The sequence below is a fragment of the Streptomyces neyagawaensis genome (genome assembly GCF_023516595.1).
Taxonomy (GTDB): Bacteria; Actinomycetota; Actinomycetes; order Streptomycetales; family Streptomycetaceae; genus Streptomyces; species Streptomyces neyagawaensis.
The window spans coordinates 39,423-65,459 of record NZ_JAMGBG010000097.1 but is presented as its reverse complement, the minus strand read 5'-3'; the positions used below and the strand labels follow the sequence as shown (position 1 = coordinate 65,459).

General features: G+C 72.0%; 20 protein-coding genes. 17 read left to right on the top strand and 3 right to left on the bottom strand.

Translation table 11 applies throughout. From position 1 onward, the window contains the following. Positions 1-4: 4 nt before the first annotated feature. From M8J73_RS32180 to M8J73_RS32145, 8 genes are all read left to right on the top strand, one after another. A complete protein-coding gene (locus tag M8J73_RS32180) occupies positions 5-2,869 on the top strand; it encodes a SpoIIE family protein phosphatase (RefSeq protein WP_249829404.1) in 2,865 nt (954 codons plus the stop codon). Between the two features lie 81 nt (positions 2,870-2,950). Beyond that, positions 2,951-4,534, top strand: coding sequence for a sugar ABC transporter ATP-binding protein (locus M8J73_RS32175; RefSeq protein WP_283947196.1), 1,584 nt, complete (start codon positions 2,951-2,953; stop codon positions 4,532-4,534). Beyond that, positions 4,531-5,631, top strand: coding sequence for an ABC transporter permease (locus tag M8J73_RS32170; protein ID WP_249829403.1), 1,101 nt, complete (start codon positions 4,531-4,533; stop codon positions 5,629-5,631). Before M8J73_RS32175 ends, M8J73_RS32170 begins: the two co-directional genes overlap by 4 nt. Further along, entirely contained in the window at positions 5,628-6,848 is a 1,221-nt protein-coding gene (locus tag M8J73_RS32165) for a substrate-binding domain-containing protein (protein WP_249829402.1), read from the top strand. The genes M8J73_RS32170 and M8J73_RS32165 overlap by 4 nt, the downstream gene beginning before the upstream one ends. 218 nt (positions 6,849-7,066) lie before the next feature. Further along, entirely contained in the window at positions 7,067-7,471 is a 405-nt protein-coding gene (locus M8J73_RS32160) for a hypothetical protein (protein WP_249829401.1), read from the top strand. Between the two features lie 123 nt (positions 7,472-7,594). After that, positions 7,595-8,794, top strand: coding sequence for a hypothetical protein (locus tag M8J73_RS32155; RefSeq protein ID WP_283947209.1), 1,200 nt, complete (start codon positions 7,595-7,597; stop codon positions 8,792-8,794). 68 nt (positions 8,795-8,862) lie between these two features. Continuing rightward, the gene (locus tag M8J73_RS32150) at positions 8,863-9,372 is read left to right on the top strand and encodes a DUF2690 domain-containing protein (protein ID WP_055543189.1); all 510 of its coding nucleotides are present in this window, start codon (positions 8,863-8,865) and stop codon (positions 9,370-9,372) included. A gap of 156 nt (positions 9,373-9,528) precedes the next feature. Then, a complete protein-coding gene (locus M8J73_RS32145) occupies positions 9,529-10,914 on the top strand; it encodes an LCP family protein (RefSeq protein ID WP_435025295.1) in 1,386 nt (461 codons plus the stop codon). 16 nt (positions 10,915-10,930) lie between these two features. Here the strand turns inward: M8J73_RS32145 and M8J73_RS32140 are convergent, their stop codons facing one another. Continuing rightward, positions 10,931-11,761 carry a DUF4394 domain-containing protein gene (locus M8J73_RS32140; protein ID WP_055539097.1) on the bottom strand — a complete coding sequence of 277 codons (831 nt, stop codon included), beginning with the start codon at positions 11,759-11,761 and terminating at the stop codon, positions 10,931-10,933. 345 nt (positions 11,762-12,106) lie between these two features. On the opposite strand from M8J73_RS32140, the gene M8J73_RS32135 reads away from it, so the two are divergent. The 4 genes from M8J73_RS32135 to M8J73_RS32120 all read left to right on the top strand — a co-directional run bounded on the left by M8J73_RS32135 (position 12,107) and on the right by M8J73_RS32120 (position 17,240). Continuing rightward, on the top strand, positions 12,107-13,321 hold the full coding sequence (locus M8J73_RS32135) for a PucR family transcriptional regulator (protein WP_055539096.1): 1,215 nt from the start codon (positions 12,107-12,109) through the stop codon (positions 13,319-13,321). Positions 13,322-13,369: 48 nt separating this feature from the next. Then, positions 13,370-14,008, top strand: coding sequence for a phosphoribosylanthranilate isomerase (locus tag M8J73_RS32130; protein WP_055539095.1), 639 nt, complete (start codon positions 13,370-13,372; stop codon positions 14,006-14,008). 133 nt (positions 14,009-14,141) lie between these two features. Further along, positions 14,142-15,605, top strand: coding sequence for an aminotransferase class I/II-fold pyridoxal phosphate-dependent enzyme (locus M8J73_RS32125; protein WP_055539094.1), 1,464 nt, complete (start codon positions 14,142-14,144; stop codon positions 15,603-15,605). A gap of 198 nt (positions 15,606-15,803) precedes the next feature. Then, the gene (locus M8J73_RS32120) at positions 15,804-17,240 is read left to right on the top strand and encodes a cytochrome P450 (protein WP_055539093.1); all 1,437 of its coding nucleotides are present in this window, start codon (positions 15,804-15,806) and stop codon (positions 17,238-17,240) included. 7 nt (positions 17,241-17,247) lie between these two features. Here M8J73_RS32120 and M8J73_RS32115 read toward each other — a convergent pair whose 3' ends face one another. Beyond that, the gene (locus M8J73_RS32115) at positions 17,248-18,156 is read right to left on the bottom strand and encodes an amidohydrolase family protein (RefSeq protein ID WP_055539092.1); all 909 of its coding nucleotides are present in this window, start codon (positions 18,154-18,156) and stop codon (positions 17,248-17,250) included. Between the two features lie 199 nt (positions 18,157-18,355). Here M8J73_RS32115 and M8J73_RS32110 point away from each other — a divergent pair, with 199 nt between their 5' ends. The 4 genes from M8J73_RS32110 (at position 18,356) to M8J73_RS32095 (ending at position 21,871) form a co-directional block, all read left to right on the top strand. Beyond that, a complete protein-coding gene (locus M8J73_RS32110) occupies positions 18,356-19,501 on the top strand; it encodes an ABC transporter ATP-binding protein (RefSeq protein WP_055539091.1) in 1,146 nt (381 codons plus the stop codon). Beyond that, the gene (locus tag M8J73_RS32105) at positions 19,498-20,163 is read left to right on the top strand and encodes an ABC transporter permease (RefSeq protein WP_055539090.1); all 666 of its coding nucleotides are present in this window, start codon (positions 19,498-19,500) and stop codon (positions 20,161-20,163) included. Before M8J73_RS32110 ends, M8J73_RS32105 begins: the two co-directional genes overlap by 4 nt. Further along, on the top strand, positions 20,160-20,849 hold the full coding sequence (locus M8J73_RS32100) for an ABC transporter permease (protein WP_055711172.1): 690 nt from the start codon (positions 20,160-20,162) through the stop codon (positions 20,847-20,849). Before M8J73_RS32105 ends, M8J73_RS32100 begins: the two co-directional genes overlap by 4 nt. A gap of 101 nt (positions 20,850-20,950) precedes the next feature. Continuing rightward, the gene (locus M8J73_RS32095) at positions 20,951-21,871 is read left to right on the top strand and encodes an ABC transporter substrate-binding protein (RefSeq protein ID WP_079055187.1); all 921 of its coding nucleotides are present in this window, start codon (positions 20,951-20,953) and stop codon (positions 21,869-21,871) included. A gap of 47 nt (positions 21,872-21,918) precedes the next feature. On the opposite strand, the gene M8J73_RS32090 is transcribed toward M8J73_RS32095, so the two are convergent. Beyond that, positions 21,919-23,745, bottom strand: a complete 1,827-nt coding sequence (locus M8J73_RS32090) for a protein kinase domain-containing protein (RefSeq protein ID WP_274757664.1) — start codon at positions 23,743-23,745, stop codon at positions 21,919-21,921. A 322-nt stretch (positions 23,746-24,067) separates the two neighbouring features. Between M8J73_RS32090 and M8J73_RS32085 the strand changes: the two genes are divergently transcribed. Next, positions 24,068-25,462, top strand: coding sequence for an SMI1/KNR4 family protein (locus M8J73_RS32085; protein ID WP_055542174.1), 1,395 nt, complete (start codon positions 24,068-24,070; stop codon positions 25,460-25,462). The last annotated feature ends 575 nt before the right edge of the window (positions 25,463-26,037 follow it).

The window sequence follows — 26,037 nt, the reverse complement described above, 5'->3', positions numbered from 1 at the left end:
GAGCGTGGTCAGGTCCGACGGCGAGCCGATTCTCACGGGTCGTGCGACACAAGGCACGGGACCCGCTCGTTTTCGTGAGCGTTTTCTCCAGGGTGAACCGGTCGAGACGGGGGTGCGGACCTCGATCCTGCACTCCTGGCGGCGCTCCCGGTCCCTGGGGCTCTCGCCGAACCAGTCCGAGCTGCCCTTCAACGACGACTTCGACCCCGACGGCCGTATCGTCCGCGCGGCGACGCCGGTGCTCGACCGGCTGCAGGCCCGGTTCGCCGGCAGTGCCATGAACATCTCCCTGGCCGACGGGAACGGGACGGTGCTGATGCGCCGGTTCGGCCGGGCGTCGATGGCCCGGAGCCTCCCGGCGATCCAGACCGTCCCGGGGTTCGTCTTCGCCGAGCGGTTCGCCGGCACCAACGGCATCGGCCTCGCCCTGGCCGAGCGGCGGCTCATCGGCGTCTACGGCGCCGAGCACTTCGCCGAACGCTCCCAGGGCAGCGCCTGCCGCGCCCTCCCCGTCCGGGACCCGCTGAGCGGCCGTATCGAGGGCGTCCTGTGCTTCGGCTATCCCCGCAGCGCGGAGGACCCGGCGCTGACCCCCGTGATCCGCAAGGCCGCCGCGGCCATCGAACGGCGGCTGCTGGCGCAGAGTTCCGCCCGTGAGCGCTCGCTGCTCCAGGCGTACGCGGCGGCCGAGGCCAAGACCGACGGCGGCCTGCACCACAGTGTCCGGATGGACGCCCTGGCCCTCGAGCTCGGCCCCGGCGACCGGGCGATCCTCATGGAGAAGGCCGCCCAGCTGATCTCCCGCGCCCAGCGGGCGGCCGTCGACGTGCCCCTGCCCGACGGTCGGCGGATCACCCTCGTGAGCCGTCCCGTGACCAGCGCCTCCGGGGTCGAGGGCATGGCCATCGAGGCCGTCCTGCCCGGCCCCTCCCTGGCGCTCCCGGACATCCCGCGCCAGTTCGAGCAACTCCTCGGACCCCGGGCCGCGCCCGCCGACCGCCCGGCGCTGGACGGCATTCCCCTGGTCGCGGCCCCCGCCCGACCCGCCGACGACGGAACCCTCGCCCCGTCCGGTCCCGTCCCCGGCGCCCCGGAAGCCCCCGCTGTCGTGCCCCTCGCTGTCGACGACGGCCCGCACGACCCCTCACGCCCCGCACCCCCCGCGCGCGGGCTGCTGATGGTGGGGGAGCCGCACGTCGGGACGTACGCCCTGGCCGCGCGCAGACGCCTGGAGCTGCTGTCGGAGGTCGGCGCCCGCATCGGCACCACCCTCGACGTGCGCCGTACCGCCCAGGAGCTCGCCGAGACGATCGTCCCGCTGCTGGCCGACCACGTCATCGTCGACCTCGCCGAACCCGTCCTGCGGGGCGAGGAAGCCATGGACCCCCGCGCCGACCTGCGGCGCACCGTGGTCCACGGCGTCAGCGACGAGCCGCCCTTCAAGCCCGTGGGCAAACAGGCCGAATACGGTCCGACAGCGCCCCAGCTGTGCTGTCTGGCCTCCGGGGAAGCGATGCTGGAACCCGATCTCACGGCCGCCGCCGACTGGCTCGCCCAGGACCCCGAGCACACCGGTCGGCTGCTGCGCCACGTCCGCTCCCTCATCGCGGTGCCCCTGGTGGCCCGCGGGGTCGCCCTCGGCGTCGCCACCTTCTACCGGGCCCTGGACTCCGCGCCCTTCGACGACGACGACCGGCGGCTGGCCCAGGAACTCGCCCACCGGGCCGCCCTGTCCCTCGACAACGCCCGGCGCTACACCCGCGAACGCACCATGGTCCTGGCCCTCCAGCGCAGCCTCCTCCCGCACGGCGTGCCCGACCAGGACGCCGTCGAGGTCGCCCACCGCTATCTGCCCGCCGAGTCCGACGTCGGCGGCGACTGGTACGACGTCATCCCGCTCTCCGGCGCCCGCATCGGCCTCCTCGTCGGCGACGTCGTCGGCCACGGCATGTTCTCCGCCGCCACCATGGGCCGGCTGCGCACGGCCGCCCGCAGCTTCGCCGAACTCGACTTCCCGCCGGACGAGGTCCTCACCCACCTCGACAACCTCGTGAACCGGCTGGACCGCGAGGACCCCGCCTCCCACGGCGCCGGCATCATCGGCGCGACGTGCCTCTACGCCGTCTACGACCCGACCACGCAGCAGTGCAGCATGGCCCGCGCCGGCCATCCGCCGCCCGCGCTGGTCCGCCCCGACGGCACGGTCTCGTTCCCCGACCTGCCCGCCGGGCCGCCGCTCGGCCTGGGCGGCCTGCCCTTCGAGTCCGTCGAGGTCCACCTGCCCGAGGGCAGTGAACTGGTCCTCTACACCGACGGGCTCATCGAGGACCGCACCCGCGACGTCGACGTGGTGCTCGACCAGTTGAGCGCCGCCCTCGCGCAGGCCGAGCGCACCCCGGAGGAGACGTGCCGGGCGGTCCTCGACACCGTGGCACCGGCCCATCCGGCCGACGACATCGCCGTGGTCGTGGCCCGCACCCACGCCTTCGACCCCGCGCGCATCGCCACCTGGGAGCTGCCCGCCGACCCGGCCCGCGTCAGCGAGGTCCGCGCCTCCGCCATGCGCACGCTGGCCGAGTGGGGTCTCGACGAGGCCGCCTTCGCCGCGGAGCTGATGCTCAGCGAGCTGGTCACCAACGCCATCATCCACGGCAGCGGCCCCATCCGGGTCCGGCTGCTGCGCGACCGCTGCCTGATCTGCGAGGTCTCCGACACCAGCAACACCGCCCCGCATCTGCGCCGGGCGGCCAGCACCGACGAGGGCGGCCGCGGTCTGTTCCTCGTCGCCCAGCTGGCGCAGAGCTGGGGGACGCGCTACACGCCGGAGGGCAAGGTCATCTGGGCCGCCTGCGACCTCGACGGCGTCTGAGCCATCGGCACCGGCAGCCTCGACCGTGATGAAATGCCGGGATTAGTGTGATACGTACAGTTACTATCGCTGGCGCGAGTCATGAAGAGCTCGCCAGGCCGACCCCCGGAGCTGTCCGTGCACGACGTTCACGACACCTCTGCGCAGGAGGTCCCCGCCGACGGGACGGAACCGCTGGTCCGCATCCGCGGGCTCACCAAACGGTTCGGCGGGACCCTCGCGCTGGCCGGGGTCGACCTCGACGTCCACGCCGGAAGCGTCCTCGCCCTCCTCGGACCCAACGGAGCCGGGAAGTCCACCCTCATCAAGATCCTCGCCGGCGTCCACCAGGCCGACGCCGGACGGATCACGGTCGACGGGCACCCCCTGGGCGGCCACGCCGCCGCCCACCGCATGTCCTTCATCCACCAGGACCTCGGCCTGGTGGAGTGGATGTCCGTCGCCGAGAACATCGCCCTGAGCACCGGGTACGCCCGCCGCGCCGGGCTGATCTCCTGGCGCCGGACCCGGGAGCGCTGCGCCGAGGCCCTGCGGAGCGTCGCCGGCCATCTCGACCCCGACACCACCGTGTCCCGGCTCGCCCCCGCCGAACGCTCCCTCGTCGCCGTCGCCCGCGCCCTCGCGGCACGGGCGAAGCTCCTCGTGCTCGACGAGCCGACCGCCCGTCTCCCCGCCGCCGACTGCGCCCGGCTCTTCCGCGTCCTGCATACCCTGCGAGACCGCGGCCACGGCATCCTCTACGTCAGCCACCGCCTGGACGAGGTGTACGAGGTCGCCGACACCTTCGCCGTCCTGCGCGACGGCCGCCTCGTCCGCCACGGCCCCCTGGCGGGCCACGCCCCCGGCAGCCTCGTCCGCGACATCACCGGTGAGGAACCCGTCGGCCACCGCCCGGCCCCGGCCCGCGCCGACGGCCCGCCCGTCCTGCTGCTCGACGGCGTACGGACCGCCGGAGCCGGACCGGTCGACCTCGCCCTGAGAGCCGGGGAGGCCGTGGGCCTGGTCGGGCTGTCCGGCGCCGGACACATGGACCTCGGCCGGGCCCTCGCGGGCGCCCGGCCTCTCCTCGGTGGACGCGCCCTGCTGGCGGGCCGCCCCTACCGGCCCCGTACGGTTCCGGAGGCGGTCGCCCTCGGGGTCGCCTTCGTGCCCGGGGACCGGCAGCGGGAGGGCTGCCTCACCGAGCTGACCGTACGGGAGAACCTGCTGGCCAACCCGGGCGCGGCGGGCGCGCGGGCGCCACGCTGGATCCGGCCCCGCCAGGAACGCGCCGACGCCGTCGCCCTGATCGACCGGCTCTCCGTCCGGCCCCGCGACAGCGAGGCCGGCATCGCCACGCTGTCCGGCGGCAACCAGCAGAAGGTCATGCTCGGCCGCTGGCTCCGCGCGGCACCCGTCCTGCTGATCCTGGAGGAGCCCACGGCGAGCGTCGACGTCGGGGCCAAGGCCGCCATCCACCGGTTCCTCGACGAGGCGCTCACCCGGGGCCTCGCCGTCCTGCTGCTCTCCACCGACTCCGAGGAGGTCGCGGGCGTCTGCGGGCGCGCCCTGGTCTTCGTCCGCGGGACCGTGACGACCGAGCTGAGCGGCCCCGCCCTCACCGTCGACGCCCTCACCCGGGCGGCCTCGGCCCTGCCCCCCTCCCGAACCGCCGGGACCCCATGACGGCCCCGCCCCCGCCGCGCCGCCGGAACCCGCTGAGCCGCCGGAATCCTGTGAGCCGACCGGGCCGCCCCCACCACCCGGCCCGCCGCGCCGGGCATCTCGCCGGCGCGTACGGACTCCTGGTCCTCACCGGCCTGCTCTACCTGGTCTTCTCCCTCGCCCTGCCCCGCACCTTCCCCACGCTGGACACCCTCGACTCGATCCTGTCCACGCAGTCCATCCCGGCCGTCCTCGCCCTGGCCGCGATGGTCCCCATCGTCACCGGGGCGTTCGACCTCTCCCTCGGCTACGGCCTCGGGCTGGCGCACGTCATGGTGCTGCACCTCATCGTCGACGCGGGCTGGCCCTGGCCGCCGGCCTGCCTCGTCGTGGTCGCCGGGGGAACGGCCGTGGGCGTCCTCAACGGCGTCATCGTCGAGTTCGGCCGGATCGACTCCCTCATCGCGACGCTGGGCACCGGCAGCATGATGTACGCCGTCACCGGCTGGCTCACCGACGGCGGCCGGATCGTCCCCGGCCCGGAGGGACTGCCGGACGGCTTCACCGACCTCTACGACTCCACGTTCCTCGGCCTCCCCGTCCCGGCCTTCTACGTTCTCGCCCTCACGGTCGTCCTCTGGGTGGTGCTGGAGCGGCTGCCGCTCGGCCGGTACCTGTACGTCGTGGGCTCCAACCCGCGCGCCGCCGACCTCGTCGGCATCCCGGTCCGCAAGTACACCGTGTGCGCCTTCGCCACCTCGGGGCTGATCGTCGGCTGCGCGGGCGTCCTGCTCGCGGCCCAGCAGCAGCTCGGCAACCCGAGCGTCGGCCTCGACTATCTGCTGCCCGCCTTCGTCGGCGCCCTCCTCGGGGCCACCGCCATCCGGCCCGGCCGCCCCAACCCCCTGGGCACCCTGGTGGCGGTCGCCGTCCTCGCCGTCGGCCTCACCGGCATCGCCCAGTTGGGCGCCGAGTTCTGGACGGTCCCGCTGTTCCACGGCGGCACCCTGCTGCTCGCCGTCGGCCTGGCGGGCTACTCCGCGCGCCGTCGGCTGCGCACCGGGGCCGCCACCACCCCCGACGCCGCGGCCGTGACGCCCGAGGACGGTGGCCCATGAACCTGACCGCCCGCAGCGGCACCGAGCCCCGCACCCCTGCGCGAGGAGCCCCCGTGCACCACCCCCGCACCCCCGCCCCCGGCACCCGCACGACCCGGTCCGCCGCCGCCCTCCTGCTGGCGGTGGCCGCCGCGCTGACCGGCTGCGAACGCGGCTCGTCGAGCGACTCGGGGGACTCAACCGCCACCGCGGACGGCTGTCCGGCGGTCCGCGCCAGGGCCGAGGACGCCGTCGGCAGGGCGGAGCGGACCGACGCCCCCTGGAACGGGCCGACGACCGGCCCGAGGGCGGTGGCCGACAGGACCCTCGTCTTCGTCGCGCAGACCATGACGAACCCGGGTGTCGCCGGGGCCGCCGACGGTGTACGGGAGGCCGCGCGGGTGATCGGCTGGAACGTCCGGGTGATCGACGGCGGCGGCACCCCGGCGGGCATCCAGGCGGCGATGAGCGAGGCCCTCGCCCTCAGGCCGTCCGGCATCGTCATCGGCGGCTTCGACCCCAACTCGACGTCGCAGCAGGTCGCCCGGGCGAACGCGGCGGACATCCCGCTCGTCGGCTGGCACGCGGTCGCCTCGCCCGGCCCCAGCAGGCAGCCCCCGCTCTTCACCAACGTGACCACGCGCGTCGAGGAGGTGGCCAGGTTCAGCGCCCAGTGGGTCATCGCGGACTCCGACGGGAACGCCGGGGTCGTGGTGTTCACCGACGCCTCGATCCCCTTCGCCAAGCACAAGTCCGAGCTGATCAGAAAAGAGCTGGCCACCTGCCGGGGCGTACGGCTGCTGGCCTACGAGAACATCCCGATCCCGGACGCGAGCAGCCGCACGCCCCGAGAGGTGTCCTCGCTGCTCTCCCGCTTCCAGGACCGCTGGACCCACTCCGTGGCCATCAACGACCTGTACTTCGCCGACGCCGCCCCGGCGTTCCGCGCCGCCGGGCGGAAGGGCTCGGGTCCGCCCTTCAACATCGGTGCGGGGGACGGCGACCCGTCCGCCTTCCAGCGCATCAACAGCCGCCAGTACCAGGCGGCCACCGTGCCCGAGCCGCTGTCCCTCCAGGGCTGGCAGATCGTCGACGAGTTCAACCGGGCCTTCTCCGACAGCCCCGCCAGCGGATATGTGGCCCCCGTGCACATCACCACCGCCGACAACAGCGAGGGCGCCACCACCTGGAACCCGTCCGGCTACCAGGAGGCGTACCGGAAGATCTGGGGCAGGTGACGGCCCGGTCGCACGGACGCGACGTCAGTCCTCGACGGGTGCGCCGCGTTGGGGTCGAGCTTGCCGCCGGGAGCTGATCGGCGCTTGTGCAGCACATGGCCACAGGCCGCGACCAGCGGGTTTCGGTCCTGACCGAAAGGGAGGGCGGTTGCGGGGCGCGGGTCGGCAAGCTTCGGTGCGGTACTGAAGTGAAACGAAAGGGCACACCCGACATGCGCATGGGACGCGGAAAAACGCTGGCCACGGCGAGCACGGCGGTCGCCGTGGCGGCGCTCCTGGGTACGGCGACACCTGCGAACGCCGCGATCCACCAGTGCGAGAGGTCCGGCAGCCGGATTTCCTGCACCACGGTCACCGGCATTGACCCGGGCTCGTATCTGCTGGTGCGCCGGGGCCCCGGCTACGACTACGAGTCCATCGAGCCCGCCTACAGCAGGCTGTACAACGGCGACGAGGTCGGCCTGTCCTGCTGGAAGCTCGGCGACGGGGCCTACGACAACGCCAACTACCGCTACTGGATGTCCATCGAGCTCCCCAACAGCCGCTGGGGCTACGTCAACGACTGGTACCTGAACACGGGCAACCCCGACGTCTGGAAGCAGCAGATCCGCCAGTGCCCCTGACACGCGGCGGAACAGCAGGGTCGCGCGTCCCCGACGGGCGCGCGACCCGCGCCACGGTCGCCGATGTCACCCCACGCACCTGGCCGCGCCCTGCCCTCTCCTCACGTGAAGGTCGATGACGATATGCGCTGCACCGCCTCCACCAAGGCCACCACGGGTCGCAGACACAGGAGTCTTCTCTCCACGGTCACGGCGTTCCTCTCCCTGACCCTCGTCGGCGCCGTGTTCTCCCCTTCGGCTGCCGCCGCCCCGGCACGACCCGACGCCCCCTCGGCCGCCGCACGTACAAGCGCCGTCGTGCCCGTCGGTGTCACCGCCGGGGTCGCCGTCTTCGACCGGCGGACCGGCAGTTTCACCGAGCAGCTGAACGCGGGCACGCAATTCCGTTCGGCCTCGATCGTCAAACTGCTGATGGTCCTGGACTACTTCTGGAACCGAGACCCCGGCTCCCCTGTTCCGGCCGCCGACCGTGCCTGGCTGGAACCCATGCTCCGCGGCAGCGACGACGACGCGGCCAACTCCTACTGGTCGAACCACGGCTCCACATCGATCGTCACCCGTATGCGCGACAACCTCGAACTGAGCGACACGGAGCCCCCCGCCGACCCGAATTACTGGGGCTACACCGCCATGTCGGCCCGCGACACGGTGACGGTCTACCGCTACATCCTGGAAAAGGCCCCCACGTCCGTACGCACCTTCATCATGGACAACCTGCGTCAGTCGACCCGCTGCGCGTCGGACAAGTTCGACCAGCACTTCGGCATCGCCGGCGCCTTCAAGCGCCCCTGGGCCGTGAAGCAGGGCTGGTCGGGCGACTCGTACCCGGAGGGCACGTGCGGCCCCGCGAGCACCGTCCCGGCCGGGACGGCGACGGATGCCGAGCCCGCCGCCGCCGCGGCCGTGGACCTGACCCGCCCGGTCCTGCACTCCACCGGCACCGTCGGGGCCGGGGACCGCTCCATCGTGGCCGTCTTCACCCAGCACCAGGCAGGTACGTCCTACGGGAAGGCATACACCGACATCGGTCGACTGACCCGTTCGCTGCATGTTCCCGGTGGCGTCGCGCCGACCGGAAAGTGGTACGGAACGTGGAGTTCCGAGGTCGCTGTCCGCAGTGAACCGCGCATCGGGAACAACGCGCTGACCCGACTGCCCGCCGGAGTGGAGGTACTGGTGGGCTGCCAGAAGAAGGGCCAGTCCGTCTCCGTTCCCCCGTACACCAACGACTGGTGGGCGTATCTGCCCCAGTACGGCGGCTACATCTCCAACATCTACATCAGCCATCCGGACAACCAACTGCCGGATGTCCGCCTGTGCTGAAGTCCCTGGCAGTTCCAGGGCCATGAACACACGACCAGGAACCCGACGATCGGAATGGGACACACGACATGCTCGAGTTGAACAGCGGCGGCCGCCGCAAGACGCTGGCGATGGCGTTCGTCGCAGCCGCCTTCGCGACAGTCTTCACCGTGCAGGGCGCTTCCCCCGCCCATGCCGCCAGCCCTTATGACGGCGCAGACCCGGCGGCCACGGGCTGCGCCTCGAACGCCAAGACCCTCGCCTCCGCGCCCCTCTATCTGCCCGGCACGACCCGTCAGGTCGGCACCATCGAGATGCGCTACAGCAACACCTGCCTGACACAGTGGATCCGCGTCCAGTCCAACACCACCAGTTGCAGCGGGCATCCCTGCCGCAACAACGCGGAGATCACCCGCCCCGCCGGCGCCGACGGCCCGGCCCTGACCGTGGGCCGCGGCAACGTGGCCGCGGGCGAGCCCTATCAGTGGAGCCTTATGGTCTACACCCCCAACACCCGCTCCTGCGGCACCGGCAGCGCCGACACAGGTGTCAACACGGGCTACCCGTACGGCGAGTGGGGCCGCCAGATCTGCGGCTGAGCCCCGCACCGGGGCGTGGCCGGCGGGGTGGGTGAGCCGAGTTGGGCGTCCTTGCGTATCTCTCCAGGGATAGAGTCCTCGGGTTCGGTGATCACAAGTGCCGGGCGTGGAGAGTCAGTCGACCGGCCGGGTGCGGCCGAGGCGGGGGGAACGCCGGTGGGTGGTACGGGAAGGCGGCGTGCCGGGATCGGGAGCGGGGGAACGCGGCTCACACGGCGGGGCAGGATCGTCGGCTGGGTCGCGGGCGTGTCCGCGGTGGTCGTGCTCGGTGTCGCGGGGGTCGGCGCCTGGGTGTACAAGGACCTCGACGACAACATCACGGCCGCCGACGTCGACGACAAGCTCGGCGGGAACCGTCCGGTGAACCTCAGCCCCGGGTCCAAGAACATCATGGTCGTGGGCTCGGACAGCCGTGACGGGAAGAACGCCAAGTACGGCCGGAACCTGACCACCATGCAGTCGGACACGCTGATGGTGCTGCACATCCCCGCGGACCGGAAGTGGGCGACCGTGGTGTCGTTCCCCCGTGACTCGTGGGTCGAGATATCGGCGTGCGAGAAAGGCGGCGGCGGCACCTCGGGCCCGCACCGGGCCAAGATCAACGAGGCGTTCGCGATCGGCGGCTCCACCGGCGAGGTCGCCGGGGCCGCCGCCTGCTCGATCCGGACGGTCGAGGCCAACACCGGGCTGCGCATCGACCACTTCATGTCCGTCGACTTCTCCGGCTTCAAGGGGATGGTCGACGCCCTGGAGGGCATAGAGGTCTGCCCCGAGCAGGCCATCCACGACGAGAACGCCCTCCTCGACATGGAACCCGGCTGCCAGACCGTCAAGGGCGAGACCGCCCTCGGCTACGTCCGCACCCGCTACGCCGTCGGCGACGGCACCGACATCGGGCGCATCGGACGCCAGCAGGAGTTCATGGAGGCCCTCGCCGCCAAGGCGAAGTCCAAACTGACCAGCCCCGGCGCGCTGTACGACTTCATGCAGTCCGCCACCAAGTCCCTCACCACGGACGAGGATCTCGCGGGCATCGACCCGCTGTACGACCTCGCCTCCGAACTGAAGGGCATCCCCAGCGACCGGTTGACCTTCCTGACGGTTCCCAACTACCCCCGCGAGGCGGACGTCCCGAGCGATCGCGCCAACGTCGTCTGGCAGTACCCCTACGCGGCCGACCTGTTCACCGCTCTCGCCAAGGACCGCGAGGTCGACAAGAAGCAGTTCCAGACCCGGGCCAAGGAGGGCCTCGTCTACGCCTCGAACGTACGGGTCCAGGTCCTCAACGGCACCGGGGTCACGGGGCGCGCCGCCGCCGTCGCCGAGAAGCTGCGCGCGGCCGGGATCACCGTCGTCGGTACGGGCAACGCCCCCGAGACCACCGCGAAGACGACGGTCACCTACCCGCAGGACCTGGCGAAGCAGGCGAAGGTCCTCACCTCGCGCCTGCCCGACGTCCGGGCCGCCGAGGACGCGGGCGCCGCGCGGGGCGTGGTCACCCTCGTCGTCGGAACGGACCTCGACCCCGCCACCCTGCGGTGACCCGGACGGGGAGGGGTCAGCTGCCGGTGAGGCTGATCGCCAGATCCGTGATGTTGAGCGGGAACTGACGGATCGGGGTCGCCTGGCCGGTGAGGAGTTCGACGGTGTAGAGCGTCGGGGTGCTCGCACCCGACGGGGTGAGGGAGGCGAAGGCGGCGTTGTCGACCGTCCGCCCGCCGCTCAGGGTGCTGTAGATGTCCATGCCGGCCTTCAGCTGGGCATCGACGCCGAGGCTGCCGGTCGGGGCGAGCGTGCCGTTGTTGGCGGGGGACTGGATCACGACCTGGTCGGTGTTCGTGTTGACGTCGAACAGCGTCGTCGCGGTGGCCGCGTTGAGGTCGTTGTTCGTGTAGGCGGCGGCGGTGACACCCTTGGTCGTGCCCTCGGTGGGCGGGGTGGTGAGGTTCAGGTCCTGGATGGTCGAGTGGTCGTTCAGGTTGTGCCGCAGGTTCTGGCCGTTGTCGCTGATCACCCGCAGCCGGTCGGCCGCCGGGTTGAAGTCGACGCCGAACGTGGTGCCGTTCAGCGCGTACTGGAGCTGGGACACCTTGGTGACCACGACGTCCTGGCCGGTCGTCGGGATCTTGATCGTGTAGATGCCGCCCTTGTTGCCGACCCCGTACAGCAGTCCGTCCTGCACCCGGAAGTCGATGCCGACCAGGGCCGTGTCACCGCTGAGCCCGACGACGGCCCTGACCCAGTTGAGGATGTCGGGGCGGTCGGTCGTGAACGTGGCCATCACCGTGCCGTCGCCGGTGATCCCGAACGCCCGCAGGCTGGGCACGGCGGCGGGGGCGGCCGAGGCGGAGCCCGGAGCGCTCAGCAGCAGCGCCGTCGACGTGGCCATGACCGCTGCCGCCGCCGCGATTCTCTTTCGGATACTCGCTTTCACGGTGTGTCCCTCCCGTTTCGGTGGTGCGCCGGCACCCGGCGCGCAGGCTGAGAGATTTCCGGACCGAATCCGTATTGATTCCCCCGGTGATTGCGGGCCGCGGGCCGGAATCGGTCCCCATTAAGCCGACTTCACAGTGCCTCCACAAGTGGAGTCGATGGGCGAGAACGCCCTGATCCGGGAATTTTGCGCACTGTGACAAAAGCGCCGTAGGTATCCCGGCTTCGGCTTTGCGCACAGTGATGAAGGGGTCCGGAACCGGTCTGTCGGCCGGTTCCGGCGGAATGGGATGCTCCTGCCATGGGGAGCCTCTTCGCCGAGCTGGCCCGGCAGGCGTCGACCAACGCCCGCCGGGAGGTCGAGACGTACGCGCGTGAGATTCCGGAGTTCGCGATCCTGGACACGAACCGGCGAGCCAGGGCCGAGACGCTGGAGTACGCGGTGTGGCTGCGGCGGCGTACCGTAGAACTCTCCCCGGACAACGACGAGTTGAGCGACACCGACCTCGACTCCATCTCTCTGATGGGCGAGGTGCGGGCCGATGCGGGAATGTCACCCTCTTCGCGACAGCAAGTACTGCGCCTGCACACCGCGCTCATGCTGCGTGAGATCAACGAGGCGATCGAGGCGCAGCGCGGCAGCGGAGTGGAAGAACTCATGCGGATGATGAGCTGGTTCGCCCCGCAGGGAGAGCGGGGAATAAGCGCCTACCGGCAGGGTTTCGTGACGGTAATGCGACGCCGTTTGCCGTACGTCGAGCAAATCGACCTGCTGGCCCGGTCACTGCTCACCGGTGATCCCATGGCGGCCGAACTCGCCGCCGTCACGGACACGGAACTGCCCGAATTCTGCGCGGTGACGGTGATCCGGGCCCCCGGCCGCCCCGCCGACGACAGCACCCTGGACCCCGACATCGAGATACTGGTGAAAACCCACCACGTACTGGTCACCCGCTCCACCGAGAGCGGTGAAAAGGACGGTGAACTGATCGTCCTGGTGCCGTTGTCCCGGGACCTCGCCGAGACCACGCCGGCGCACTCCGTGCCCGACCTCGTCGCCACCCCCGTACGGGACCTCGCCCGGGCCCTCGGCCGGCCCTGTGCCGTCGGCACCGCCGCCGCGCCGGTCTCCGAGCTGGCCGACGCCCTCGACCGGGCCCGGCGGGTCAGCCGGGCGGCCCCGCTGCGCCCGGTGTCCGAGCGGCTGCGGCCGTACACCGTGGCCGATGTGTTCACCGAGGTCGCCGTCGCGGACGTACCGTTCGTCGACGCGTGGCTCCGCGCGCTGGTGGGGCGGCTGGAGCCGGGCCCCGACCTCCTCGTCACCCTCGACGCGTACTACCGCCACGACATGCACCGCGGTGCCACGGCCGCCGCCCTCAACGTGCACACCCGCACCCTGGACTACCGCCTGCGCCGGGTACGGGAACTCACCGGCATCGACCCCGGCTCCACCCGGGGGGTCCGCGTCCTCAGCACGGTCGTCACCCGGCGGCTGTCCGGGGCGTGGGACTGAGCCGCACACCCTCCGGACAGGCAGGTCGCGGTCCCGTGGGCGCCCCCGATGAGGCAGTCTGGGGCGGTGAGCAACTCCAGTGACTCCCTTTTCATCAAGATCTGCGGGCTGCGGACCGAGGAGGACGTCGACGCGGCCGTCGAGGCGGGCGCCGACGCCATCGGATTCGTCCTCACCGCCAGCCCGCGCCGCGTCGACGCGGCGACCGCCGCCCGGCTGTCCCGCCGGATCCCCGAGCACATCCTCACCGTCGGGGTCTTCCGCGGGGAGAGCCTGGACGACGTACGGTCCCTGGCCGCCGAGTCGGGCATCCGCGCCGTCCAGCTGCACGGATCGGAGGACCGCGGCTACTACGACGCGCTGGCGGCGGACGGCCGCACGCTGATCCGCGCCGCCGCGTTCGGCGACTCGGTGCCGTGCTGCGGCGAGATGGGCGAGGACATGCTGCTGCTCGACGCGCCCGTACCGGGCTCCGGCATGGCCTGGGACTGGTCCCGGATGCCGGTGGCCGACCCCGGTGCCCAATGGCTCCTCGCCGGGGGCCTGACCCCCGACAACGTACGGAACGCCATCGACACGGCACGGCCCTGGGGCGTCGACGTGTCCAGCGGCGTCGAACGGAGCCGAGGCGTCAAGGACCCCGCCCTGATCACCGCCTTCGTGAAGGCCGCCCGCGGCGGGCGATGACCGACCCTTCGGCCCCTGCAGGGCCGCCCATGCGGTGATCGGCGCGTTTCGAGGGCCCCGCACGTGCAACCCGGTGGGTGTACGTGCGCGGTGCCGAGCGTGCCGCGCGGACGGGACCCCATCTGGAGGAGCCATGGACCACTCGCGGGTACCCGTGCTGGAGGCGCTGCAAGAGTTCCGGCGACGCGGCGACACGGTGTTCGGGCCGCCCGGACACCGGCAGGGCCGCGGTGTGGACCCGCGAGTCGCGGAGATCGTCGGGCTCGACGTCTTCCGCTCCGACGTCCTCTCCCTCAACGGGCTCGACGACCGCCGCCAGTCCCAGGGCGTCATCAGCCAGGCACAGGAGCTGATGGCCGACGCCGTCGGCGCCGAGCACGCCTTCTTCTCCACCTGCGGCAGCTCCCTGTCGGTGAAGACCGCCATGCTCTCCGTGGCCGGCCCCGGCGAGAAGATGCTGCTCTCCCGCAACGCCCACAAGTCCGTGATCGCCGCCGTCGTCGTCAATGGAGTCGAACCCATCTGGGTCCACCCCAAGTTCGACACCGAACGGCACATCGCCCACCCCCCGGAGCCGGACGACGTACGCCGCCGTCTGGAGGAACACCCGGACGCCAAGGGCATGCTGCTGATCACCCCCACCGACTGGGGAACCTGCGCCGACATCCGGGGCGTGGCCCGGGTGTGCCACGAGTACGACATCCCCCTCATCGTCGACGAGGCATGGGGCGCCCATCTGCCGTTCCACCCCGCGCTGCCCGCCTGGGGCATGGACGCCGAGGCCGACCTGGTGGTCACCAGCGTCCACAAGATGGGCAGCGCCGTGGAGCAGAGCTCCGTCTTCCACCTCCAGTACGACCGGGTCTCGCCGGAGGCCCTCAAACAGCGCGAGGACCTGCTCGGCACCACCAGCGCCTCGTCGCTGGTGTTCGCGACGCTCGACGGCTGGCGCCGCCAGATGGTCCAGCAGGGACACGACCTGCTGGAGGCGGCGGTGCGCCGCGTCCACCGGATCCGGGCCACCGCGGGTGAACTGCCCGGCCTGCGGCCGATGGGTCGGGAGGTTGTCGACGAGGGCCTCGCCGCCGAGTTCGACCCGCTGAAGCTGGTCATCGACGTACGGGAACTGGGCATCAGCGGCATGCAGGCCGCCGAGTGGCTGCGGACCCACCGTCACGTGGACGTCGGCGGGTCCGACACCTGCCGGATCAGCGCCTCGATCACCCACGCCGACGACGACGGGACCGAGAAGATCCTGCTCGACTCCCTGCGTGCCCTCGTCGAGAGCGCCGACACCATCGAACGGCAGCCGCCGGTCCATCTGCCGGAGGCGTCGGCACTGGAGCTGGAGCAGGCGATGCTGCCGCGCGACGCGTTCTTCGCCGAGGTCGACCATGTGCCCGCCGAGCGGGCGGCGGGCCGCATCGCCGCCGAGATGATCAGCCCGTACCCGCCGGGCGTCCCCGTGATCGCCCCCGGCGAGGTGATCACCGACGCGGTCCTCGACTACCTGCGCAGCGGCGTCGAGCACGGCGTCCTCATCCCGGACGCGGCCGACCAGTCGGTCAAAACCCTGCGGGTGGTGGCACGGCACTGACGGCCTGGCGCGGGGAGGCCGGACACCCGCCGGCACCGGGGTGCCGCGACCTTTGGCGACGCGTGACCCCTTTGTCGTGTCCCTGCCTGTGAATCCGGCTACCCGTCGTTCTCCGACGGGTTGGCCTGGGGTAAGGTCCCCACCGGTTCCGGCTACCGAATGAAGGTGCGCCGGTACGGGGAGTGTCGGAGGGGCGGCATGGCGGTGGAATCCCAGACGGGCGAGGGCGGGTCCGTGGACGCGGACGACCGGCGGTTGGAGGCGTTGGATCCCCAACCGCTGCTGACCCGGGACTACGAGATGCGCCCCTCCCTCGTGTACGAGCGGCTGCGGCAGCGGCACGGCGCGGTCGCACCGGTCGATCTGCTGGGCGTCCCCGCCTGGCTGGTCCTCGGTTACAAGGAGTCCCTGGAGGTGCTCCAGGACGACGACGGCTGGCCCAAGGGACTGGAGAACTGGCGGGCCCGCTCGGAGGGCCGGGTGCCCGCCGACTGGCCGCTCGGTCCCTCCCTGGAGGTCAACCACGTACTGATCCAGGGCGGCGCCGGGTACAAGCCGCTGCGGACCGCGTGGGACACCGCGCTCCGGCCGTTCCAGGACCCGCGCCACGCCCAGGCCAAGCGGCTCAAGGCGGCCGTCACCGCCTGCGCCGACGACCTGATCACGCTGGTGGGCCAGGCCGGCGGTACGGGCCTGGCGGACCTGTCCGCCCAGTACTCACGGCCGCTGCCGCTGATGGCGGCCAGCCACCTCCTCGGCTTCCCCGGTTCCCAGGGCGACGACGCGCTCATGGACATGTGGCGGGTGCTGGACGCCGGCCCGGACGCCGAGCCTGCCCTGGAACGCCTGCTGGCGGCCCTCGCCGACCTGGCGGCGCAGAAGCTCAAGACCCCCGGGGACGACTTCCCCTCCCACCTCCTCGCCGCGCATCCCGGCCTCACGCTCGACGAACTCGCCCGCGAGCTGTTCATGCTGCTGGGCATGACCTCCGACCACGTCGGCATCCTCATCTCCAACACCGTCGTCGAGGTCCTCTCGGGCGAGGGCAGCATCCGCGCCAGCCTGTCCGCCGGCATGGTCCGGGAGACCATGAACCGGGTGGTCATGCGCAAGCCGCCGCTGGTGAACTTCGTCCCGCGCTTCGCCGCCAAGGACACCCCGCTCGGCAACTACACCATCCGCGCGGGCGACCCGGTCTGGGTCTCCTCCGCCGCCGCGCACGCCGACCCGGTCTTCGCCGGCCACGCGGCGACGAACACCACGGTCAGCACCCGTGCGCACCTCTCCTGGGGCGCCGGCCGCCGCCAGTGCCCCGCCCGCGAGCTGGCCTCCACCGTCGCGGCGGTCGGTGTAGGCCGCCTGTTCGAGCGGTTCACCGATCTGGAGCTGGCGCTGCCCGTCGACCAACTTCCCTGGCGTTCCTCGCCGTTCATGCGCGGTCTGCGCTCACTGCCCGTCCGCTACACCCTGGCCCCGACCTCCGGGCCGTCCACGGCCGAACCCGCGGAGACGGACCTCGCGGGGGAGGCGGTGACGGAGCCGGGGCTGGCCGGGTCGGTGGCACGGGACCGTTCCGCCCGGCAGCGTTCGTCGCTGTGGCGCTATCTGACGGGCCTGATCCGTACCGGCCGTTGACAGCGGTTCAGTCCTCGCCCGTGAGCAGCCGCCGTGGATTGGCGATACGGAAGGCGTACGCCGCCGCTCCCCCCAGGCCGAAGCCGGGGTGGAGCGGCGGCTCCGCGTAGGGCCGGTCGGAGCCCTGGACCACCGCGTCCACCCCGAGGGCCCGCACGACCGAGTCCACCGCGGTGGGGCCGTACGACGACGTCTCCACGAACACCCGCGCGTCCGTCCCCGCGAGCGCCGTGTCACCACGGGCGGAGAAGCGCTCCCCGTGCAACGGCGCCAGCCCGGCCAGCAGGGCGAAGCAGACCCGCAGCCGGGGATGGCGGGGCCGGCCGAAGGCACGGAAGGCGAACCAGGCGGCGTGCATCTGCTGCACGTACGGCACCATCGCCGGCCACCAGCCCGGCCCCTCGGCGCCCGCTTTCCCCGCCGGGCCGGGATGCACGAACAGCGGGAGGTCACGGTCCTCCAGCAGGTCCAGCAGCGGGGCGCAGCGCGCGTAGCCGGCAGCGTCGGCGAGGGCGTCGGCCGGCAACTGCAGACCGGCGAACCCGCCCCGGTCGAGGTCCTCGGCGGTGGCGGCCGCGTCGACGTCCCGTACACAGGCGGCGGCCCATGCCCCGAACGGCTCGGGGAGGGCGGCCGCGCCCTCGTGGTAGGCGTCGAGCAGGGGACGCGCCTGATCACCGGGCAGCCACTCGACGCCGAGCGGGGAGGACAGCGAGACGAGGGCCCGGCCGAGGCCGTCGGCGGCGGCGAGCTCCGCACGCCGGGCGACGTCATGGGCGGCGGGCGCCACCTCGTAAGGCGGCTCCCCGTCCAGGAACAGGGTCCAGCCGTCCATGAACGGCGGCTCCCGGCGGGACCGCAGGGCCGCCACCAGCGAGGGGGTCCACAGATGCTGGTGCACGTCGACGTTGGTCATGATGACTCCAGGAAAGCACGGCCGCCCGGCGGGCGGCCGTGGCACACGAAAGGGAATATAAGCCGCTTGATCCGCATGTTCCGGGCGCCCGCCGGACCGGCATCGTGTGAACGTAACGTGCCGTTCATGAAAGTCCATTGACTGTCATTCAGTCACGGACAAGTGTGAATGGGCATATGCAGTCGGGTAAGGGGCACTCTTGATCAGATTCGACGCGGTGAGCAAGAAATATCCGAACGGTACGACGGCCGTCGACGAGGTCACGGTGGAGCTCGCCGAGGGCGCCATCACGATCCTCGTCGGACCCTCCGGCTGCGGCAAGACCACCACCCTCAGGATGATCAACCGCATGGTGGAACCCACGGCCGGCACGGTCAGCCTGCGCGGCCGGGACATCCGCGAGGTCGACGCGCCCGAGCTGCGCCGCGGCATCGGCTACGTGATCCAGCACGCGGGCCTCTTCCCGCACCGCACGGTCCTCGACAACATCGCGACCGTGCCGCTGCTCCTCGGCTGGAGCAAGAAGAAAGCGCGGGCCCGGGCGGCCGAGCTGCTCGAGCTGGTGGGGCTGCCCGCCGAGATGGCGAAGCGCTATCCCAACCAGCTCTCCGGCGGGCAGCAGCAGCGCGTCGGCGTGGCCAGGGCACTGGGCGCCGACCCGCCGGTGCTGCTCATGGACGAGCCGTTCAGCGCGGTCGACCCCATCGTGCGGGCCGAACTCCAGACCGAGTTCGCCCGGCTGCAGAAGGAGCTCCACAAGACGATCGTGTTCGTCACCCATGACATCGACGAGGCGATCAGACTCGGCGACCGCATAGCCGTGTTCCGGGAAGGCGGCAGGCTCGCCCAGTTCGACACCCCGGAGCGGCTGCTCGCCGACCCCGCGGACGACTTCGTCGCCGGATTCGTCGGCCAGGACCGGGGCATCCGCCGGTTGTCCTTCGTCCAGGCCGGCGGACTGCCGCTGCGCGAGGGCCCGGTGCTGCCGGTCACCTCGCCCGCGACCGAGGCCCGCGCTCTGGACGAGCCCTGGGTGCTCGTCGTCGACGACGCGCGCAGACCCCTCGGCTGGACCCCGGTCGCCGACCTGCCGGGAAGCGGCACCCTCGCGGACGCCGCCCTGGTGCCGCTCGGCCACACCTTCAGCCTGGTCGGGGACTCGGCGCGGGCCGCCCTCGACTCGGCGCTGCTGTCGCCCGCCCGGCTCGCGGTGGGCGTGGACGCCGACGGCAGGGTCGTCGGCGTGGCCGACGCGTACGAGCTGACCGCCGGGGCGGCCCCCGCCAACCGTACGGACGCGGCCGGGAGCCCGGTGGCCGCCGACAGCACGGGCGGTGACCGATGAGCGACGGAGAACCGCTGGTCCGGTGGCAGTGGATAGCCGACCACACCGCCGAACTGGCCGACTACACCGCCCTCCACCTGAGACTCGGTCTGCTGCCGGTGCTGTTCGGCCTGCTTGTCTCGGTGCCGCTGGGCATCCTCTGCCACCGCAGGCGCCGGCTCTACCCGCCGGTCCTGACCGTGGCGAACATCCTGTACTCGATCCCGTCGCTGGCCCTGTTCATGGTCTTCGTCCGCTACACGGGGCTGACCGAACAGACGGTGATGATCCCGCTGACGCTGTACACGCTGTCGGTGCTCGTGCCCAACGTGGTCGACGGTCTCGCCTCGGTCCCCGAGCCGGTCCGGCTCGCCGCGACCGCCATGGGCTTCGGCACCGTCCGCCGTGTCCTCCAGGTCGAGCTGCCCATCGCCGTACCCGTCGTCATCGCCGGCGTGCGCGTCGCCGCTGTCTCCTCCATCAGCCTCGTCGCCGTCGGCCAGCTCATCGGCCAGGGCGGCCTCGGCTACTACATCACCCGCGGCCTCCAGCTCGACTTCCCGACGCCGATCGTCACCGCCATCGTGCTGATCATGCTGCTCGCGCTCGTCACCGACGCCCTGCTGGTCCTCGCGCAGCGACTGCTCACCCCCTGGTCCCGGAGCAGGGTGACGACGGCATGAACGACTTCCTCAACCAGATCCGGCTCGTGGCGGACTGGCTGACCTCGTCGGCACAGTGGCACGGCGACGAGGGCATCCCCGCACGACTCCTGGAGCACCTCACCTACAGCGGTCTGTCGCTGCTGTGCGCCGCCCTGATCGGTCTGTCGGCCGGGCTGCTCGTCGGACACACCGGGCGCGGGGCGTTCGCCGTGGCGAGCGTCGCGAACCTCGCCCGCGCGATCCCCACCTTCGGCCTCGTCGTCCTCGTCGTGACGCTCGCCGGGCTCAGCACGGCCCCGGTGCTTGTCGCCCTGGTCGCGCTCGCGGTACCGCCGATCCTCATCAACACCTTCGAGGGTGTCCGGGGCGTGGACCCGGCCACCCGGGACGCCGCGCGCGGCGTCGGCATGACCGAGTGGGAGGTCCTGGTGAAGGTGGAGGTGCCGATGGCGCTGCCGCTGATCCTGCTGGGCCTGCGGGTGGCCGCGATCCAGGTCGTGGCCACCGCGACCGTCGCCGCCTACCCGGGGCTCGGCGGCCTCGGCCGCTTCATCGTCGACGGGCTCGCCCGCAACGACTACGAGCTGGTCATCGGGGGCTCCGCGGTCGTGGTCGCCCTGGCGCTCGTCGTGCAGGCCGCGTTCACCGCGCTGGGGCGGGCAGTCGTCTCACCGGGGTTGAGGGTCTCGGCGCCGAAATCCTGAACTCCGTCGGTCTCCCGGACTCCGGCGTTCTCTTGAACTCCTCCGTTCTTCCGCTCTTCCCCGCCCTTCGGGCCATGAGAAAGGAAACAACCATGCGAGGCATGTACCGAGGCGTCGCCTTCGGCCTGATCACCGCCCTGTCCCTCACCGCCTGCGGCGGCGGGAGCGACAGCGACGACAATCCGCTGACGGGCGACAGCGGTGGCGGCGGCTCCTCCCTGGTCGTCGGCTCGGCCAACTTCCCCGAGAACCAGCTGCTCGCCGAGATCTACGCACAGGCCCTGGAGGACAAGGGCCTGAAGGTCACCCGCAAGTTCGACATCGGGGCCCGCGAGGTCTACTACGACCAGATCGTCAAGGGCGGTATCGACGTCTTCCCCGAGTACAACGGCGCCCTGCTGTCGGTGGCCGTCGACAAGAACAGCACCGCGACCGGCACCGAGGAGATCAACGCCGAACTGAAGGCCAAACTCCCGAAGTCGGTGGAGATACTCGACTCCGCCGCGGCCGAGGACAAGGACTCGGTCACGGTGACCGCGGGGACGGCGAAGAAGTACAACCTGAAGACCCTCGCCGACCTCAAGCCCGTCGCGGGCGACCTGACCCTCGGGGCCGGTTCGGAGTTCAAGACCCGCACCCAGGGCGGGGTCGGTCTGAAGAAGGTGTACGGCGTGGAGTTCGGCAAGTTCCAGCCGCTCGACGCGGGCGCCCAGGCCACCCTCGTGAAGCTGCTCAAGGACGACAAGGTGCAGGCCGCCAACCTGTACACCACCGACCCCGCCATCATCGAGGACAAGCTGGTCGTCCTGGAGGACCCGAAGAACCTCTTCTCCTCGCAGAACGTGACGCCCCTCGTCTACAAGAAGGCCGTCGACACCAAGGCCAGGGAGGCGCTCAACGCGGTCTCCGCGAAGCTCACCACCGAGGACCTGCTGGAGATGATGAAGAAGCTCGCCAACGACAAGGAGGACGCGAGCGTCGTCGCCGAGGAGTGGCTGAAGAAGTCCGGCCTCACCGGCTGACCTGTCGGCACCCCCGCATCCTCTTCAGGGGTGCGGGGGCGCAACCCTCACTCCGGGCTGCGCAGCGCGGACCAGGTCCTGCGGTTGACGACACCGTTCGCTTTCAGTCCCACGGCGTTCTGGAACTCCTCGACGGCGGCCTCCGTCCCGCTGTCGAACTCACCGTCCACGCTGACGCCGTAGCCGCGCTTGCTCAGGATGCACTCCGCCTGGAGCACCCGCTTGCCGCTGTCGCCGAGACGGGTGCGGCCGTTGCCCGGGTAGTACGTGCAGTCCGTGAGCCAGGCCGGATCACCGGAGTCGGCCGTCGGGTCGCTGGGGGTCGGTTCGGGGTCGTCCGGGGCATCGGAGCCGTCGTCGACCGGGGTGTCCGGATCGGTGCCGGCGGCCCGGTCGTCCTCGGCGGGCGCGGAGGCGTCGGGGCGTGCCGACGTACCGTCGATGGCCGCACTGTCGTCCTTGCCCTTGTCCTTCTCCTTGCCCGACACCTCCGAGAGCGAGGAGCCGCCGCCGTCCGGGTCGGGTGCGCCCTTCGACTTCCCGGACGTCGAGGGGGAGACGGCGTCGTCGGGTGCGCTCTTCCCGGTCGACCAGGTGCCCGTCTCCGGTGCGGCGGTGCTTGAGGAGTCCGGACGGGTGAGGACGAAGACGCCCGCGGCCACCGCGCAGAGCGCGACGCCCGCGCCGCCGATCGCCAGCGCCCGCTTGCGGCGTGTCCGGGTGGGCGCCGCCGGGTCTAACGCCGCCCGGCCGCCCGCCGGGTCGGGGGCTGCCCCCTGCGAGGGTCCGGCGGAGTCGGCCGCGGCGGGCCGGGGATCCTCGGCGGCGGGCCCGGTTGGCTCGGCGGCGGACGCCGGTGCCTGCTCCGCCGCGCCGTCGGCGGCCGGGAAGACGGGGGCCTGCACGAGGGGCAGCCGACACAGCTCCTCGTACGCCTGCTGCCGGACGAGCACCATGCCGCCCAGCGGCTCGGGCCAGTCGAAGGTGCCGGAGGGGCCGGTACGGGGCCCCGCCGTCCGGACCAGGTCCTGCGGTGTGGGCCGGCGCCCCGGCTCCTTGGCGAGGCAGGACCACAGCAGCGTGGCGAGGGCCTCGTCGGACTCGGCGAGCTGCCGGATCACCTTCGCGTTGGGCTCCTCGAAGGCGACCCGATGCATCACGTCGACCCCGGTGCCGTCGCCGAACGGGGCGGTGCCCGTCGCCGCGTAGACCAGGGTGCAGGCCAGCGAGAACACGTCCGAGGGCGTTTCGCACTCACCGGTGCGCAGGTACTCCGGTGACATGTAGGCCGGTGTGCCCACCCGGTCGCCCGTCCCGGTGATCGCGCTCGCGTCGGCGGCCTTCGCGATGCCGAAGTCGATGACGTGGGCGCGCCGGGCGGAGACCAGGACGTTGGAGGGCTTCAGGTCCCGGTGCACGATGCCCGCGTCCGAGAGGTCGGCGAGCGCCTGCCCGAGCTCCGCCAGGAGCCGCCAGACGGCGGCGGTCCGCAGCGGACCCTCCTCGTTCACGGCGTCCGCGAGATCGATGCCGGGCAGGTACTCGGTGGCCATCCACAGCAGTTCGTCCTCGAACCCTGTGCCGCACAGCTTGGGCATGTGCGCGGTGCGGACCCGGCCGTGCACGGCCGCCTCGCGCTCGAAGCGGCGCCGGAAGCGGACGTCCTCCGCGTACTCGGGCCTGATCACCTTGACGGCGACGAGCTCGGGCCCGCCGTCCGTGGGGCGCCCCAGATAGACGCGCCCCATACCCCCGCTGCCGAGCAGCCCCAGCGACACATACGGGCCGATACGGCCCGGATCGCCGGGGCGCAGAGGAAGGGCGCCCGTCTTCCGCAGCGCCGGAGCCTCGTCTGCCGTCGAGCGCGGTGGCACCGGCCGCTGGTCTGACACAACACCCCCGAAGTCACGTTCCGCGTACGTCAGTTCGCTTTCAGGAGTCGAGGCTAGCTCAGCCGGGCGTCATGTACGCGGTTTCTGTCACTTCCGTATCACTGTCGTGCCCGATCCGACAGGTCCGATCCGACGTACGGTGCCGGTCAGGTTGGTGAACGGCACTCGGCCACGTCCGCCGGGGGCCGTCCCCGTCACCCGGTACGCGGCCGGAAGCGCTTCAACGGCGGGGTGGGAGCCGGACCCCCTGCCGTCGCCCGCGACAATCGCCGGGCCCCGCTCGACGGAACCTCCGGAGGTCCCCTTGTCCACGCTCCGCGACTTCACCACCTGGCAACCGCTGTTGAGGGTGCTGCGGGACGGCAACGAGCGGGCGGCGGCCGGGCACCAGGTGGCCGGGCAGATCAGCCGGGGCGCCTGGAGCGTGCCCGTGCGGCGGCGCACCCCGAAACCGGGCCGGGCGTCCCGGATCGAGGACATGCAGGACGAGTTCGACGCGGTACGGCGGGTCCAGGACGCGCTCACCGACACCGGCATCGACGGGGTCTCGTTCACCGCGGCGATCGCACCCACCGGCACGGCCGTGCTCCGGCTGCTCGGACCGAGTCCCGCCGTGGAGTCCGGCGTCGGCAGCCCGCACCCCGGCTCGCTGCTCCTGGTCGAGGGCGCTCTCCCGGAGCCCTGGCGCCGCTTGCCCGAACCCGTCCCCGGCGCCGCCCCGGCCCCGACCGCGGACCTGGAGCTGCTGGAGCGGGAACTGCGTGAGCGGATGCCCGGCGCCATCGGTGCCACGGACGAGGAGATCGCCGCCGCCGAGAAGCGCCTCGGCGTTCCCCTGCCCGACGAACTCAAGGTGCTGTACCGGGTGACGCGGGCTCGCTGGCAGGACCACGCCGAGGGCGACACGGCGGCCGAGCGGGAGTACGAGGCGGTCGGCTGCGAACTGTTCTCCCTGGACGAGCTGTATGTGGCCGACGTGGCCTCCCGGCCCTCCCTGTGGCGGTTCGCCGCGAAGGAGGCGGTCCTCACCCCGCCCGACGCCGCGGTGCAGGGACTCGTCGGCTCGCCCGGCTGGGTCGCCTTCGGCGACAACGGCGGGGGCGACCGCCTCGCGGTCGACCTGACCCCCGGACCGGGCGGACACGTCGGGCAGATCATCATCCTGAGCCATGAGGAGAACATCGGCGCGAGCCTGGTCGCCGATTCCCTCACCGACCTGGTGCTGCGCGGGCCCCTGCAGAACCGCCGCCGTCGCGCCGACGACGGGCCGCCCGTAGTGGCCCACGTCAACTTCCGCGGTGTGCCGGGGGTCGAGGCCGCCGCCCACCCCGGACTGGAGGTCCTCAGCATCGGCGTCTGGGAGGACGAGCCGCTCAGTCTCGCCCCCGTCGTCGGACTGCCTCGCCTGCGCACCCTCGCCGCCTACCCCGGCACCCTCGCCGACCCGCTGGAGATCAGCCGGCTCACCAGGCTGGAGTACCTCCAGCTCTGCCCCGAGGACTGGCGCGTCCTCCTCGACGCCGAGGCGGTCCCGCGCACCCTGCTCGCCGCCTCTGTCGAGCCCCGCCGCGACGCCGACCCGCTGCCCGTCGTCGACCTCGCCAACGAGATCCTCGCCCTCTGGAACCGCCCGCCGATCATCCGGACCCGCGTGGAGGGCGACCTCGGGCCGATCGGCGTAGTGCCGGGCGCCCAGTGACTCGGGGGTGCGCGTTCGTATGGCGGGTGCGGGTGGGTGGGGGTTGTTCGCGCCCACGCGGCGGAGCCGCATGTGTCACCGCCCCGCGCCCCTGAAAAGCGGCCGGGGCTGCGCCCGTGCTTGTCAGGGGGACGACGTGCCGCTTCGCTGAGCACTACCGACAACGCGCGACCTCATCCGGCGCCCGCGCCCGGCATACGAGAACAGCCACGCGCACCGCGTACGAGACCAGCCACGCGCACCGCGTACGAGACCAGCCACGCGCACCGCGTACGAGACCAGCCACGCGCACCGCGTACGAGACCAGCCACGCGCACCGCGTACGAGACCAGCCACGCGCACCGCGTACGAGACCAGCCACGCGCACCGCGTACGAGACCAGCCACGCGCACCGCGTACGAGACCAGCCACGCGCACCGCGTACGAGACCAGCCACGCGCACCGCGTACGAGACCAGCCACGCGCACCGCGTACGAGACCAGCCACGCGCACCGCGTACGAGACCAGCCACGCGCACCGCGTACGAGACCAGCCACGCGCACCGCGTACGAGACCAGCCACGCGCACCGCGTACG

Excerpts from the sequence above, each read along its gene's own strand:
- M8J73_RS32175 (WP_283947196.1), top strand. The coding sequence starts at position 2,951 with ATGAAGAGCTCGCCAGGCCGACCCCCGGAGCTGTCCGTGCACGACGTT.
- M8J73_RS32170 (WP_249829403.1), top strand. The coding sequence starts at position 4,531 with ATGACGGCCCCGCCCCCGCCGCGCCGCCGGAACCCGCTGAGCCGCCGG.
- M8J73_RS32165 (WP_249829402.1), top strand. The coding sequence starts at position 5,628 with ATGAACCTGACCGCCCGCAGCGGCACCGAGCCCCGCACCCCTGCGCGA.
- M8J73_RS32160 (WP_249829401.1), top strand. The coding sequence starts at position 7,067 with ATGGGACGCGGAAAAACGCTGGCCACGGCGAGCACGGCGGTCGCCGTG.
- M8J73_RS32155 (WP_283947209.1), top strand. The coding sequence starts at position 7,595 with ATGCGCTGCACCGCCTCCACCAAGGCCACCACGGGTCGCAGACACAGG.
- M8J73_RS32150 (WP_055543189.1), top strand. The coding sequence starts at position 8,863 with ATGCTCGAGTTGAACAGCGGCGGCCGCCGCAAGACGCTGGCGATGGCG.
- M8J73_RS32140 (WP_055539097.1), bottom strand. The coding sequence starts at position 11,761 with ATGGCCACGTCGACGGCGCTGCTGCTGAGCGCTCCGGGCTCCGCCTCG.
- M8J73_RS32135 (WP_055539096.1), top strand. The coding sequence starts at position 12,107 with ATGGGGAGCCTCTTCGCCGAGCTGGCCCGGCAGGCGTCGACCAACGCC.
- M8J73_RS32130 (WP_055539095.1), top strand. The coding sequence starts at position 13,370 with ATGAGGCAGTCTGGGGCGGTGAGCAACTCCAGTGACTCCCTTTTCATC.
- M8J73_RS32125 (WP_055539094.1), top strand. The coding sequence starts at position 14,142 with ATGGACCACTCGCGGGTACCCGTGCTGGAGGCGCTGCAAGAGTTCCGG.
- M8J73_RS32120 (WP_055539093.1), top strand. The coding sequence starts at position 15,804 with ATGGCGGTGGAATCCCAGACGGGCGAGGGCGGGTCCGTGGACGCGGAC.
- M8J73_RS32115 (WP_055539092.1), bottom strand. The coding sequence starts at position 18,156 with ATGACCAACGTCGACGTGCACCAGCATCTGTGGACCCCCTCGCTGGTG.
- M8J73_RS32105 (WP_055539090.1), top strand. The coding sequence starts at position 19,498 with ATGAGCGACGGAGAACCGCTGGTCCGGTGGCAGTGGATAGCCGACCAC.
- M8J73_RS32100 (WP_055711172.1), top strand. The coding sequence starts at position 20,160 with ATGAACGACTTCCTCAACCAGATCCGGCTCGTGGCGGACTGGCTGACC.
- M8J73_RS32095 (WP_079055187.1), top strand. The coding sequence starts at position 20,951 with ATGTACCGAGGCGTCGCCTTCGGCCTGATCACCGCCCTGTCCCTCACC.